This window comes from Streptomyces sp. NPDC093094 (genome assembly GCF_044754345.1).
Taxonomy (GTDB): Bacteria; Actinomycetota; Actinomycetes; order Streptomycetales; family Streptomycetaceae; genus Streptomyces.
This window is the reverse complement of record NZ_JBIVOX010000012.1, coordinates 234,271-248,105: the sequence shown is the minus strand read 5'-3', so window position 1 is coordinate 248,105 and position 13,835 is coordinate 234,271. Positions and strand designations below refer to the sequence as shown.

The window sequence follows — 13,835 nt, the reverse complement described above, 5'->3', positions numbered from 1 at the left end:
GCTCGGCCCGGGTCAGTTCAGGAAGTCCGAGAACCCGTCCAGGACACGCAGCGTCTCGGCCTCCCCGGCGGGCGGAAGCTGCACCACGACCTCCTCGATGCCGAGTTCGGCGTAGTGCGCGAGCTTGCCCGCCGAGGGGTGGACGGCGTACGGCACCACCTGCAGGGCGTCCGGGTCACGGCCCGCGTCGGCCCAGAGGGAGCGCAGCACCGGCATCGACTCCGTCAGGCCGCGCCCGCCGATGGGCAGCCAGCCGTCGGCGTACTCGCAGATGTGGCCGAACAGTTTCGGTCCGGCCGCCCCGCCGACCAGGGTGCGCGGGCCGGTGATCCGGCCGCGCGGCTTCTGCGCCGGCTTGGGGTGCGCGTGGCTCGGCCGCACCCCGCCGAACTCGCCGTCGTAGCCGGTCGGTTCGTCCGCCCACAGGGCCTGCATCAGCCGCATCCGGTCGCGGACCAGGTCACGCCGGGTGCGCCAGGCGACTCCGTGGTCGGCGGCCTCCTCCACGTTCCAGCCGAATCCCAGCCCCAGGGTGAAGCGGCCGCCGGACAGATGGTCCAGCGTGGCGACCTGCTTGGCGAGGACGATCGGGTCGTGCTGGGCGACCAGGGTGATGCCGGTGCCCAGCCCGAGCCGCTCGGTCACCGCCGCCGCCTGGCCGAGCGCGACGAACGGGTCGAGGGTGCGGCCGTACTCGCGCGGCAGCTCCCCGCCCGCGGGATAGGGGGTGGTCCGCTCGACGGGGATGTGGGTGTGCTCGGGCAGATACAGCCCGGCGAAGCCCCGCTGCTCCAGCTCACGGGCGAGCCGGGCCGGGGTGATCGTCTCGTCGGTGAGGAAGATGGTGACGGCGATACGCATGTCCCATCTCTACCGGGCCGCGCCCCATCTGTCCATACCGACCAGTCGGCATCTTGTGCGATCCCGGCACGGACCCCGGGACGCGCCCCGGCACGGATCCCGGCCCCGGCGCGGACCCCGGCACGGACCCCGGCACGGACCCCGGCACGCGTCCCGGCCCCCGGCACGGACCCCGGCACGCGTCCCGGCCCCGGCACGGACCCCGGCACGCGTCCCGGCCCCGGCACGGACCCCGGCACGGACCCCGACGCCTGCGCCCGTCCCCGCGCCGGCGCCCGTCCCCGCGCCGGCCCCCGGCCCGGCTCCGCTCCCCGCCCCGGCCCCCGCGTCATCCCGGCCACACCACCGACTGCACCTCGCTGTAGGCGTGCAGGGCGTACGAGCCGCAGTCACGGCCGACGCCGCTCAGCCGGAACCCGCCGAACGGGGCCTCCATGTTGCGGCCGACGGTGTTCACCCCGACCCCGCCCGCGCGCAGCCGGCGGGCCACCCGGAAGGCCCGCGCCACGTCCGCGGACCAGACGTAGTCGATCAGTCCGTAGTCCGAGTCGTTCGCGAGGGCGACACCCTCGTCCTCGTCGTCGAAGGGGACGACCACGACCACCGGCCCGAAGATCTCCTCGCGGACCACCCGCATGTCGTGGGCGCAGTCGGCGAGCAGGGTCGGGGCGACGTAGAACCCCCGCTCGGACGCCGGGCGTCCGCCGCCGGCGACGACCACGGCCCCCTCCTTGCGCCCCAGCGCGACGTACGCCTCGACCCGGTCCCGGTGCGCGGCGGAGATCACCGGCCCGACGACGGTGCCCGGATCCCCGGGGTCCCCGACCGTCAGCCTGCCCGCGTAGGACGCCAGTTGCTCGACCAGCCGCTCGTACACCCCGCGCTGCGCCAGCACCCGCGTGGGCGCGGTGCAGATCTGCCCGCTGTAGAAGGAGAACGTCGTGCCGATGCCGGTCACCGCCGCGCCGAGATCGGCGTCGTCGAACACGAGAGCCGCGCCCTTGCCGCCCAGCTCCATCAGCTGCCGTTTCATGCCGCGGCCGCACACCTCGGCGATCCGCCGCCCCACGGCCGTGGAGCCGGTGAAGCTGACCATGTCGACGTCCGGCGAGTCCACGGCCGCCTCGCCGACGGCCACGGCCCGCCCGGAGACCACGTTCACCACGCCCGGCGGGACACCCGCCGCCTGGAGCGCCTCGGCCATCCGGTACACCGACAGCGGGTCCTGCGGGGCGGGCTTCACCACCACCGTGTTGCCCATGGCGAGCGCGGGCGCGACCTTCCCCGCCGCGTTCGCCCAGGGGTTGTTGTACGAGGTGACGCAGGTGACGACCCCCACGGGCTGCCGTATCGCCAGGGCCCCCAAGACGGCCGCCCTCCCCATCGGCCCGGCCTCGTTGACCTGGGGCGGGATCGCCCACTCGGCGGGCTCCACCCGGGCGTACCGGCGCAGCCGGGCCACGGCCACCCCGACCTGCATGGCCCGGGCCGTCGCGGTGGTCGCCCCGGTCTCGGCCCGGGCCAGACGCGTGTGGTCCGCGGCCCGGTCCCGCACGAGGTCCGCGGCCCGGGCCAGCACCGCCGCCCGCTCCTGCGCCGGCGTGCGCGACCACGGCCCGAGGGCCTCGCGGGCCGCGGCGCAGGCCGCGTGCACCTGCGCCCGGGACGCCTCCGGCGCCCGTCCGACGGTCTCCTCGGTCGCCGGGTCGACGACCTCGTAGTGCCCGCCGTCCGGTTCCACCCACGCACCGCCGACGAACAGCCGCTGCTCCTCGCTCACCTGGTCGCCACCGTCCTGGTGTCCCGGCCCGACCGCAGCACCTTCCCCGGCACCGCCCCGGTCACCCGGTCCTCCCGGACCGCCTCGACCCCGTTGACCCACACGGCCCGCACCCCGAGCGCCCGGGAGTCCAGCCGCGGGCTGTCACCCGGCAGGTCGTGCACCAGGGTGGCCGGGCCCGCGTCGATCCGCTCCGGGTCGAAGAGCACGAGGTCGGCATGGAAGCCCTCCCGGATCCGGCCCCGCTCCCGCAGCCCGAACAGCCGGGCCGGCTCGTCGGTCAGCATCCGCACCGCCTCCTCCAGCCCGGTCAGCCGCCGGCCGCGCAGACAGTCGCCGAGGAACCGGGTGGTGTACGGCGCCCCGCACATCCGGTCCAGGTGCGCGCCCGCGTCGGACCCGCCGAGCAGCACGTCCTCGTGCCGCCAGGTCTCGGCGCGCAGCGCCCAGGAGGCGGGGTCGTTGTCGGTGGGCATCGGCCACAGCACCGTGCGCAGTCCGTCGGCGGCGCAGATCTCCACCAGGCAGGAGAAGGGGTCCTGTCCGCGCTCCTCGGCGATGTCGCCCACGACCCGGCCCGTCAGTCCGGCGTTGCGGTCGCTGTAGGTGTCGCCGACGACGTACCGCCCGAAGTCGGTGAGCCGCCGGAAGACGCCGGCCTCCTCGGAGCGGGCGTGCCGCAGCAGTTCCCGTCGTACGGCGGGGTCGCCCAGCCGCCGGATGCGCTCGGGCACCGGCAGCCCGAGGACCGGTCCCCACCCGGGGATCAGGTTCAGCGCGCAGAAGGTGCCCAGCGACATGTTCATCGGCGTGAGGATCGGCATGGTCAGGGCGACGACCCGGCCGCCCGCCTTGCGCGCCCGCTCGCTCGCGAGGAGCTGGCGGGGCACGCGATCGGGGACGGCCGCGTCCACGGTCAGCACGTTCCAGTTGAGCGGCCGGCCGGCGGCCGCGCTCATCTCCGCGAGCAGGTCGATCTCCGCGTCGCTGAACCTGTCCAGACAGCCGGCCACGATCGCCTCGATCTGTGTGCCCTCGTGCTCGCCGACCGCCCGTGCCAGGGCGAGCAGTTCCCCGGGCCGGGCGTGGCGGGAGGCGACCGGCCGGCCGTCGCCGTCGGAGTGCGTGGCGGACTGGGTGGTGGACAGGCCCCAGGCGCCGGCCTCCATGGCCTCGTGGAGCAGCCGGACCATGGCCTCCAGCTGTCCGGCGGAGGGCTGCCCGCCGGTCGCGTCCGGGCCCATGGCGTGCCGCCGCAGCGCGCAGTGCCCGGCCATGAAACCGGCGTTGACGGCGATCCGGCCTTCGAGGGCGTCCAGGTACTCCCCGAAGGTGTGCCAGGTCCAGGGTGCCCCCTCCTCCAGGGCGACCAGGGACATCCCCTCCACCTTGGCCATCATCCGCCGGGTGTAGGCGGCGTCCTCGGGGCGGGCGGGGTCCAGCGGGGCCAGGGTGAACCCGCAGTTCCCGGCAACGACGGTGGTCACGCCGTGGTGGAGGGAGGGGGTGGCGTACGGGTCCCAGAACAGCTGGGCGTCGTAGTGCGTGTGCGGATCGACGAACCCGGGCGCGAGGACCAGCCCGGAGGCGTCCTCCCGGCCGCGGGCCTCCTCGGTGATCCTCCCGACCCTGGCGACACGCCCGTCGAGAAGGCCGACGTCGGCGGTGAAGGCGGGTGCCCCGGTCCCGTCGACGACGGTGACGCCGGAGATGACGTGATCGAGCATGGATCTTCACTCCCTCGGATGTGCCTGCCCAGGGGCGCGGGGCTCTGCCCGGCATGCGGCTGCCGCCACGCGGGCGCGGGCGGCCACGGATCACCCGCACCCTCCGACGACCGCTCAGGCCCCGCGGCGGAACCGTGTGGTGCGGTGCACGGGATCCGTGTCGATCTTCGGGATCACGTGCTCACCGATCAGCCGGATGGTCTGGAGCGTCGCTTCCTTCGGCACCCCCACCGGCAGCCCGAAGCTCAGCTGGTCCGCCCCCGCCCGCTCCCACCGCTCGCACTGGCGCCGCACCTCGTCCGGGTCGCCGCAGATCAGCAGCTCCTCCTCGATGAGCACCTCGACGAACTCCGGGGTGTAGGGGGGCAGCGTCTCGGGCCAGACGGGGAAGCCCTCGGGCCGCGGGAAGGTGTCGTGGTAGCGGAAGACCAGGGAGGGCAGGTAGTGCAGCCCCCCGGCGACCGCGATGTCGATCGCCTCGGCGTGCGTGGGCGCGCAGATCGCCGTGGTCGTCACCATCACGTTGTCGTTGACGAAGTCCCCGACCGGTTCCGCGTCCACGATCGCCGTCTTGTACCGGTCCAGCACCCACTCCATGTCGGACACCTTCTGGATGCTGAACCCGAGCACCCCGAGGCCCTTGCGCGCGGCCATGGCGTACGAGGGCGGGGACCCGGCGGCGTACCACATCGCCGGGTGCGAGGCCCCGTACGGCTTGGGCAGGATCTTGCGCGGCGGCAGCGACCAGTGCTTGCCCCGGAAGCCGGGGTACTCGTCCTGGAGCCACATCCTGGGGAACTCGGCGATCGTCTCCTCCCAGATCTCCTTGGTGTGGTTCATGTCGGTGATGCCGGGCAGGAAGCCGAGGATCTCGTGCGAGCCGGCCCCCCGCCCGCTGCCGAACTCGAAGCGCCCCTCGGAGAGGTGGTCGAGCATGGCGACCTTCTCGGCGACCTTCACGGGGTGGTTGACCTGGGCGAGGGGGTTGAAGATCCCGGAGCCGAGGTGGATGCGCTCGGTGGCGTGTGCGAGGTAGCCGAGGAACACGTCGTTGGCGGACAGGTGCGAGTACTCCTCCAGGAAGTGGTGCTCGGAGGCCCAGGCGTACTTGAACCCGGAGCGGTCCGCCTGGATGACGTACTCGGTCTCCTCCATCAGCGCCTTGTGCTCGGCGAGCGGGTCGGTCTCGGCGCGCTTGCCGACGTATCCCTGTACAAAGAGCCCGAATTCCACGGAGGTTCACCGTCCCGGTTCGAGGTTCCGCTCTCTCTTTCTGACGGTCCGTCAGATTCGTGACTCTGGCACCGCCGCCCTGGATGGTCAAGGGGCGGCGGCCGCTCAGACGACGGTGACGCCCGCCAGCCAGCCGCCGTCGATCACGAACGGCTGACCGGTGATGTACGAGGAGTCCTGCGAGGTCAGGAAGAGTGCCAGCCGGGCCACCTCCTCCGGCCGCCCGACCCGGCCCAGCGGCACGAGCCTGCGGTACAGCCCGTCCAGCGCCCGGCTCGTCCCCTGCGGGCCGGCCTGCGGGTCCGGCCGGGACATCGGGGTGTCGACGGCGCCGGGGCAGATGGCGTTCACCCGGATCCGCCGGGCCGCCAGCTCCAGCGCGGCCACCCGGGTCAGCCCGAGCACGGCGTGCTTGGTGGCGGCGTAGGTGCCCACGGCGGCCATGCCGGTGAGCGCGGTGCACGAGGCGGTGTTGACGATGGTGCCGCCGTCGGCCATCTCGGGCGCCACGGTCCTCATCCCCAGGAAGCAGCCCACCTGGTTGACCTGCACGACCTGCATGAACTCCTCCAGCGGGGTGTCGACGAGGGCGTTGAAGCGCAGGATGCCCGCGTTGTTGACCAGCCCGTCGATCCGCCCGTACGCCCGCGTCGCCGCCGCCACGGCGTCCCGCCAGCCGCTCTCCGTGCCCACGTCGAGATGGACGTACAGCGCCCCGATCTCCTTGGCCAGCGCCTCCCCCTGCTCGTCCAGCACATCGGCGACGACGACCTCGGCGCCCTCCTCCCGGAAGAGCCGCGCCTCCTGCTCCCCCTGCCCGCGGGCCGCGCCCGTGACGATCACGACCCGGCCGTCCAGCTTGCCCATCGGTCCTCCTCTACAGCCGTGGCGCCACCTCTGCGGCGAACGCGGCGATCTGGTCCATGAGTTCGGCGCGGCCACGGCTGCGGAAGCGCACCTGGAGGCGGTCCACGCCCATCGCCCGGTAGGCGCGCAGGGACTCCGCGAGCACCTCCGGGTCCCCGGCGAGGGTGCGCCGCCCGACGTCCCAGGCGGGCCTGCCGATGTGCAGCGGCTCGGCGATGGCGCCGAACGTGAAGGGCTCCCCGATGCCGGCCTCCTCGCGCAGCCGCCGTATCCGGGTGATCCGCTCGGCCAGCCGCTCCCGCGGATCGCCCTGCGGCAGCCACCCGTCGCCCCGCAGCGCGGCCCGGCGCACGGCGGCGTCCGAGGAGCCGCCGACCCAGAGGGGGACGCGGGGCTGGACCGGCCGGGGCCGCTGGCCGAGGCCGCCGAAGTCGTACAGCTTGCCGTGGTGCTCGGGGAACTCCTCGGGACCGAGGGCGGCGCGCAGGGCGTCGATCGTCTCGTCCAGCACGGCCCCGCGCCGCGCGAAGTCGACCCCGAGCGCCTCGAACTCCTCCCTGACGTGCCCGGCCCCGACCCCGAGGACCAGCCGGCCGCCCGCCAGACGGTCGAGGGTGGCGTACTGCTTGGCGGTGAGCAGGGGGTGGCGGAGCCCGACGACGGCCACGTGCGACAGCAGCCGTACGGTCCGCGTGTGCGCGGCCAGGAAGGCCAGCGTGGCCACGGGGTCGTACCAGACCGTGCTCATCGCGGCCGCGAGCCGGCGCGGGACGGCGACATGGTCGCAGACGGCGACGTACGCGAACCCGGCGGCGTCGGCGGCGCGTGCGACGGCGACGAGGTCCCCGGGGCCGGCCGTGGTCTCCCAGGGCTCGGTGTAGAGGGTGCTCTGCGACTGGACGGGGAGCTGGATGCCGTACCTCACGGCCGCCAGAGCCCTTCCGGGGTGAGCCCGAGCAGGTCGATGGCGTTGCCGCGGACGATCCGGGTGACCGTCTCCGGGTCCAGATGGGCCATCTGGGCCTCGCCGACCTCCCTGGACCTGGGCCAGGTGGAGTCGGAGTGCGGGTAGTCGGTCTCGTACAGGACGTTGCCGACACCGATCGCGTCCAGGTTGCGCAGCCCGAAGGCGTCGTCGAAGAAGCAGCCGTACACGTGCCCGGCGAAGGTCTCCGACGGCGGCCGGCGCACCTTGTCGGCCACGCCCGCCCAGCCCCGGTTCTCCCGCCACACCACGTCGGCGCGCTCCAGGATGTAGGGGATCCACCCGATCTGGCCCTCCGCGTACATCACCCGCAGGCCGGGGAAGCGTTCGAACTTGCCGCTCATCAGCCAGTCGACCATCGAGAAGCAGCAGTTGGCGAAGGTGATGGCGGATCCGACGGCGGGCGGCGCGTCGGCGGACGTGGAGGGCATCCGGCTGCTGGAGCCGATGTGCATGGCGACGACGGTGCCGGTCTCGTCGCAGGCGGCGAGGAAGGGGTCCCAGTCGTCGGTGTGCACGGACGGCAGGCCCAGATGCGGCGGGATCTCGGAGAAGGCGACGGCCCGGACCCCGCGGGCGGCGTTGCGCCGGACCTCCTCGGCGGCGAGCCGCGCGTCCCACAGGGGGATCAGGGTGAGGGGTATCAGCCGCCCCCGGGCGTCCGGCCCGCACCACTCCTCCACCATCCAGTCGTTGTAGGCGCGCACGCAGAGCAGGGCGAGCTCACGGTCCGCGGCCTCGGTGAAGGTCTGGCCGCAGAACCGCGGGAAGGTGGGGAAGCACAGGGCGGACTGGACGTGGTTGACGTCCATGTCGGCGAGCCGTGCCGGCACGTCGTACGAACCCGGCCGCATCTGCTCGTAGGTGATGACCTCCAGCCGGATCTCGTCGCGGTCGTGGCCGACGGCGGTGTCGAGCCGGGTCAGGGGCCGGCACAGGTCCTCGTAGACCCACCAGTCGCCGAGCGGCCCGTCCGTCGCTCCGGGCTCACCCATCACGGGCTTGAAGCGCCCGCCGAGGAAGGTCATCTCCTTCAGCGGCGCCCGGACGATCCTCGGTCCGCTGTCCAGGCACTTCTTCGGGAGCCGGTCCTGCCAGACGCCCGGCGGCTCGACGGTGTGGTCGTCGACGGAAATGATGCGCGGAAAGTCGGGGTTGGTCTCCATGTCGGCCACCGTAGCGCTGATCTGACGGACCGTCAGCTACGCGGCCGGGCCACGTTCGGACGGGCCGGATGTGAGGGCTTTGTGTACTGGCGCGAGTCGCCCTGTGATCGGCGTCTCGCACGGCTGACGCATCCGCCGCGAACAAGGCAAACTGACGGAGTTGTTCGGGATGTCTAGGGGGACGTCGATGGACGGGGTACCGCGAGTGCCGGAGCAGCGCCGTCGGGGCTCGGACGAGCCCGCGCCGCTGCGCTTCGCCGTGCTCGGACCCGTGCGCGCCTGGCACGACGAGGAGCCGGTCGCCACCGGCTCCCCCCAGCAGCGCGCCCTGCTCGCCGCACTGCTGCTGCGCGAGGGCCGTACGGCCACCGCCGCCGAGCTGATCGACGCCCTGTGGGCCGGGGAACCGCCCTCCCAGGCCCTCGCGGCCGTACGGACCTACGCCTCCCGGCTGCGCAAGGCGCTGGGCGCGGGCGTCCTGGTCAGCGAGTCCGGCGGCTACGCGGTCCGCGGCCTGGACGACGGCGCCCTCGACGCCGCCGTCGCCCAGGACCTGGCCGGCGAGGCGGAGAAGGCCCGGCAGGCCGGCGACCTCGGCGAGGCGCGGTCGCTCCTCGGGCGCGCGCTCGCCCTGTGGGACGGGGAGCCCCTGGCGGGGGTCCCCGGGCCGTACGCGGAGGCCCAGCGGGTCCGCCTGGAGGAGTGGCGGCTGGGCCTGCTCGAAGCGCGCCTGGACCTGGACCTGGAGCAGGGCTGCCACGCGGAGGCCGTCTCGGAGCTGACCGCGCTCACCGCCGCGCACCCCCTGCGGGAGCGGCTGCGCGAGCTGCTGATGCTCGCCCTCTACCGCAGCGGACGGCAGGCCGAGGCCCTGGCCGTGCACGCCGACACACGCCGGCTGCTCGCCGACGAGCTGGGCGTGGACCCGGGGCCGGGACTGCGGGAACTCCAGGAGCGGATCCTGCGGGCCGATCCCGGGCTCGCGGAACCGCCGGCACCGGCCGCGGAACCGGCCGCGGCCGCCGTGCGCCCCGCGCAGCTTCCGGCGACGGTCCCCGACTTCACGGGCCGGACCTCCTTCGTCTCCGAGCTCGGCGCGGTCCTCACGGCGGCGGAGGGCCGCGTGATGGCGGTCTCGGCGCTGGCCGGCATCGGAGGCGTCGGCAAGACGACGCTCGCGGTGCACGTCGCCCATCAGGCGCGGCCGGCGTTCCCCGACGGCCAGCTGTACGTGGACCTCCAGGGCGCGGGGCCCCGGGCGGCGGAGCCGGAGACCGTGCTGGGCGCGTTCCTGCGCGCGCTCGGCACCGCCGACTCGGCGATCCCCGACACCCTGGAGGAGCGGGCGGCCCTGTACCGCTCGGTGCTGGACGGCCGGCGGGTGCTGGTGCTGCTGGACAACGCCCGTGACGCGGCCCAGGTGCGGCCGCTGCTGCCGGGGACCGACGGGTGCGCGGCCCTGGTGACGTCCCGGGTGCGGATGGTGGACCTGGCCGGGGCCCACCTGGTCGACCTGGACGTGATGTCGCCGGACGAGGCGCTGGCCCTGTTCACGAGGGTCGTGGGCGAGGAGCGGGTGCGCTCCGAGCGCGAGGCCGCTCTGGACGTGGTGGCGGCGTGCGGGTTCCTGCCGCTGGCCATCCGCATCGCCGCGTCCCGGCTGTCCGCGCGCCGCACCTGGACGGTGTCGGTCCTCGCGGCGAAGCTGGCCGACGAACGCCGCCGGCTGGACGAGCTCCAGGCGGGCGACCTGGCGGTGAAGGCGACCTTCGAGCTGGGCTACGGCGCGCTGGAGCCCGCGCAGGCCCGCGCGTTCCGGCTGCTGGGCCTGGCCGACGGGCCGGACGTCTCGCTGGCCGCGGCGGCGGCGGTCCTGGACCTCGGCGTGGACGACACCGAGGACCTGCTGGAGTCCCTGGTCGACACGTCCCTCCTGGAGTCCGCGGCTCCCGGCCGCTACCGCTTCCACGACCTGGTCCGCCTGTACGCCCGCGCCTGCGCCGAGCGCGACGAACAGCCCCCCGAGGAGCGGGACGCGGCGCTGTCGCGGCTGCTGGACTTCTATCTGGCGACGGCGGCGAGGGTCTACGCGATCGAACGGCCGGGGGACCGGCTGGTGGAGCATCTGGAGCCGACCGAGTATCCGGGGCTGTCTTTCGACGACCGGCAAGTGGCCCTGGACTGGCTCTACTCGGAGGCCAACTGTCTTCTGGCCTGCGCGCGGCAGGCGTTCGGCGACGGCCGTCTGCGCCGGGGCGTCGACCTTCTCTGGGCCGCGAAGGACCTGGGCGAGTCGGGGGCCAACTCCAAGCAGTACGAGTCCGCCGCGCTGGCGGCCCGGGACGCGGCAGCCGAAGCGGGTGACAAGCGGGCCGAAGGGCGTGCCCGCACGGCGCTGACCAATGTCCATCTGGTGGCGGGGCGTTACGACGAGGCGGAGGGTGAGGCGTTCCGGGCCGTACTGCTCGCCGAGTCCACCGGCGATCTGATCCCGCTGTACTGGGCGAGCAACGACCGGGGCATCGTCGCCCTCATCCAGGGCCGCAACAAGGACGCCGAGCAGCATCTGCTGTCCGCCATCGAAGGGTCCCGGGCCGATGGCAACCAGCCTCTTGAGGCCAGCGCACTGTGCAACCTCTCCCGGGTGCACCTGGCCATGGGGCACACGGTCCACGCGATCACGCTCGCGCAGGAAGGCATCGACCTCTACGACCGGCTGGGCCTGACCATGCGTCTGGCGAACGCCCGCTACGCCCTCGGTCTCGCTCTCACGGAAGCCGGTCGTCCTTCGGACGCCCTGGAGGAACTGATCGAGGCTTTGCGCGTGTTCGGGACGAACCGGCAGCGCCTGTGGGAGGGAACGACCCACTTCCGGATCGCACAGGCATATTTCGTCGCGCAACAGCCCGCGAGGGCCGCGCAGCATGCGGAACAGGCTCTTGCCATCGGTTGCATCGGCGGCGACCGCATCCGTGCCAACGTCCTCACCACCCTCGGGCGGTCGCTCGACGCGCTGGGGCAGGTGGACCGCGCTCGCGCGTGCTGGCGCGAGTCCCTGGCCTTCTTCGAGCAGGTCGACTCTCCGGAAGCGGCCGGTGTGCGCGCACTCCTCGGACTGGCCTCGGCAGCCTGAGGACCTGCGCTCCGGGCCGTTCATCGATTGTTTATGCCCCACTGCGATGCTCGACGCAGTGGCCGTCGCGTCGGGGGGCAGGCGGCCACGAGGCAGTCGCCTCTTAGGGTGAAGCCTCGCGAAGCCCTTGTCCGGCAGCCCTCGGGGGAGTTGCCGGGCAAGGGCGGCCAAGTACACCTTCGAAACGGGGAGAGTTCGCACCCATGAGCGACGCCAAGAAGAACCAGGGCGAAGAGATCGTCACCCTGGACAACCACGCACCCGCTCCGCCCGCCGACGGCCCCGTCGTCGCCAAGGACAACCACGCGCCCGTCCCGCCCGCGGACGAGGCCGTCGTCACCCTGGACAACCACGCTCCCGCCCCGCCCGCCCTGGACCTCGGCGGCAAGAAGTAGGGCGCAGGACTTCCGTCCCGACGGGGATCGGCCGCGGCGGCGCGGAGGGGGTGCCGTCGCGGCCGAGGCGTTTCAGGAGCCGCGCAGGTCGGTCTTGCGCACCTTGCCGCTCGCGTTGCGCGGCAGTCCCGGCACGAACTCCACCCACCGCGGCACCTTGTAGTTCGCCATCTCGCGGCGGGACCAGGAGATCAGGGCGTCGGACGTGAGGGCGGAGTCCGGGCGGCGGACCACGTACGCCTTGCCGACCTCGCCCAGACGGTCGTCGGGGACGCCGATCACCGCCACGTCCGCCACCTCGGGGTGCAGGGCCAGGACCCGCTCGATCTCCGCCGGGTACGCGTTGAAGCCGCCGACGACGTACATGTCCTTCAGCCGGTCCGTGATCCGCAGGTTGCCCGCCTCGTCCAGGACGCCCACGTCGCCGGTGTGCAGCCAGCCGGCCGCATCGACGGCCTCGGACGTGGCCCGCGGGTCCTCGTGGTAGCCCCGCATCACCACATAGCCGCGGACGAGGACCTCGCCCGGGGAGCCGGCCGGGAGGCCGGACCCGTCGCCGGAGACCACCCGCACCTCCACGCCCGGGATCGCCCGGCCGGACGTCGCCGCGACCACCTCGGGCGGGTCGCCCCGGCGGCACATCGTGACCACGCCGCTCGCCTCCGACAGGCCGTACGCCGTCAGGACCGTCGAGACACCCAGGTCGGAGCGCAGCCGCTCGACCAGGCGCAGCGGGACGACCGCCGCGCCCGTCACCACCAGGCGCAGGGAGGAGAGGTCGTAGGTGCGCCGTGCGGGATGGTCCAGCAGGGACCGGAAGAGGGCCGGCGGGCCGGGCAGGACCGTCACCCGTTCCGCCGCCACGTTCGCCAGGGCCGTCTCCGCCCCGAAGACCGGCTGGGGGATCATCGTCGCGCCGCGCATCAGACAGGCCAGGACGCCCGCCTTGTAGCCGAAGGTGTGGAAGAAGGGGTTCACGATCAGATAGCGGTCGCCGTGGCGCAGGCCCGCCAGGCCGGACCAGGCCGCGTAGGCCCGAAGCGACTGCTCGTGGGTGATCGCGGCGCCCTTGGGCCGGCCGGTCGTGCCCGAGGTGAAGACGATGTCGGACAGGCACCGGCCGTCCAGCGGGACCGAGCGGACGTCCTCGCCCGCTGTCCCCTCCCCCGCCGCGAGGAAGTCCTTCCAGGTCAGGAAGCCCGGCGGCGCGTCCTCCGACAGCACCACCGCCGTGTCCAGGGCGGGCAGCCCCGGCAGCGGGCCGCCGCCCGGTCCCTGCCCGGCCGCGCGTCTCAGCGAGGTCGCGTAGGACGTGCCCAGGAAGGTGCCGGTGACGAACAGCAGCCGGGCTCCGCTGCGGCGCAGCACGTCCGCCGCCTCGACGCCCTTGAAACGGGTGTTCAGCGGGACCAGGACCGCGCCGGCCGAGACCGCGCCGAGCGCGGCCACGATCCAGTCCAGGGAGTTCGGGGCCCAGACGGCCACCCGGTCGCCCGCGTCGACCCCTCTCGCCAGGCAGGCCGCGGCCGCGCGCTCCACGCGGGCGCCCAGTTCGGCGTAGGTCACCCGGACGCGGCCGCCGCAGTCGGCCACCGCCTCGGTGTCCCCGTACCGCTCGGCCGCCGACCGCACCAGCTCGGGTATGGTCCGCCACTCGTCCTTCACGGCAACCCGCCTCCCGTCCACCG

At 73.9% G+C, this 13,835-nt stretch carries 10 protein-coding genes; 2 read left to right on the top strand and 8 right to left on the bottom strand.

Going from position 1 to position 13,835, the window contains the following annotated elements:
• Nucleotides 1–12: 12 nt before the first annotated feature.
• From ACIQGV_RS26235 to ACIQGV_RS26205, 7 genes are all read right to left on the bottom strand, one after another.
• On the bottom strand, nucleotides 13–861 hold the full coding sequence (locus ACIQGV_RS26235; RefSeq protein WP_402498156.1) for an LLM class F420-dependent oxidoreductase: 849 nt from the start codon (nucleotides 859–861) through the stop codon (nucleotides 13–15).
• A 328-nt stretch (nucleotides 862–1,189) separates the two neighbouring features.
• Nucleotides 1,190–2,641: an aldehyde dehydrogenase family protein gene (locus ACIQGV_RS26230; protein WP_402498153.1), complete on the bottom strand. Its 1,452-nt coding sequence runs from the start codon at nucleotides 2,639–2,641 to the stop codon at nucleotides 1,190–1,192.
• Nucleotides 2,638–4,368 carry an amidohydrolase family protein gene (locus tag ACIQGV_RS26225; RefSeq protein WP_402498151.1) on the bottom strand — a complete coding sequence of 577 codons (1,731 nt, stop codon included), beginning with the start codon at nucleotides 4,366–4,368 and terminating at the stop codon, nucleotides 2,638–2,640. Before ACIQGV_RS26225 ends, ACIQGV_RS26230 begins: the two co-directional genes overlap by 4 nt.
• A gap of 114 nt (nucleotides 4,369–4,482) precedes the next feature.
• The gene (locus ACIQGV_RS26220; RefSeq protein WP_402498148.1) at nucleotides 4,483–5,601 is read right to left on the bottom strand and encodes an LLM class flavin-dependent oxidoreductase; all 1,119 of its coding nucleotides are present in this window, start codon (nucleotides 5,599–5,601) and stop codon (nucleotides 4,483–4,485) included.
• A gap of 105 nt (nucleotides 5,602–5,706) precedes the next feature.
• Entirely contained in the window at nucleotides 5,707–6,468 is a 762-nt protein-coding gene (locus tag ACIQGV_RS26215; RefSeq protein ID WP_402498146.1) for an SDR family NAD(P)-dependent oxidoreductase, read from the bottom strand.
• A 10-nt stretch (nucleotides 6,469–6,478) separates the two neighbouring features.
• Nucleotides 6,479–7,393 carry a TIGR03619 family F420-dependent LLM class oxidoreductase gene (locus ACIQGV_RS26210; protein WP_402498144.1) on the bottom strand — a complete coding sequence of 305 codons (915 nt, stop codon included), beginning with the start codon at nucleotides 7,391–7,393 and terminating at the stop codon, nucleotides 6,479–6,481.
• On the bottom strand, nucleotides 7,390–8,619 hold the full coding sequence (locus ACIQGV_RS26205; protein ID WP_402498141.1) for an amidohydrolase family protein: 1,230 nt from the start codon (nucleotides 8,617–8,619) through the stop codon (nucleotides 7,390–7,392). The genes ACIQGV_RS26210 and ACIQGV_RS26205 overlap by 4 nt, the downstream gene beginning before the upstream one ends.
• A 187-nt stretch (nucleotides 8,620–8,806) precedes the next feature.
• Between ACIQGV_RS26205 and ACIQGV_RS26200 the strand changes: the two genes are divergently transcribed.
• Both ACIQGV_RS26200 and ACIQGV_RS26195 read left to right on the top strand, forming a co-directional pair.
• Nucleotides 8,807–11,752 carry a BTAD domain-containing putative transcriptional regulator gene (locus ACIQGV_RS26200; RefSeq protein WP_402498138.1) on the top strand — a complete coding sequence of 982 codons (2,946 nt, stop codon included), beginning with the start codon at nucleotides 8,807–8,809 and terminating at the stop codon, nucleotides 11,750–11,752.
• A 203-nt stretch (nucleotides 11,753–11,955) separates the two neighbouring features.
• The gene (locus ACIQGV_RS26195) at nucleotides 11,956–12,147 is read left to right on the top strand and encodes a sigma-like protein (RefSeq protein ID WP_402498136.1); all 192 of its coding nucleotides are present in this window, start codon (nucleotides 11,956–11,958) and stop codon (nucleotides 12,145–12,147) included.
• A 72-nt stretch (nucleotides 12,148–12,219) separates the two neighbouring features.
• On the opposite strand, the gene ACIQGV_RS26190 is transcribed toward ACIQGV_RS26195, so the two are convergent.
• Nucleotides 12,220–13,812, bottom strand: a complete 1,593-nt coding sequence (locus tag ACIQGV_RS26190; RefSeq protein ID WP_402498134.1) for a FadD3 family acyl-CoA ligase — start codon at nucleotides 13,810–13,812, stop codon at nucleotides 12,220–12,222.
• Nucleotides 13,813–13,835 lie beyond the last annotated feature (23 nt).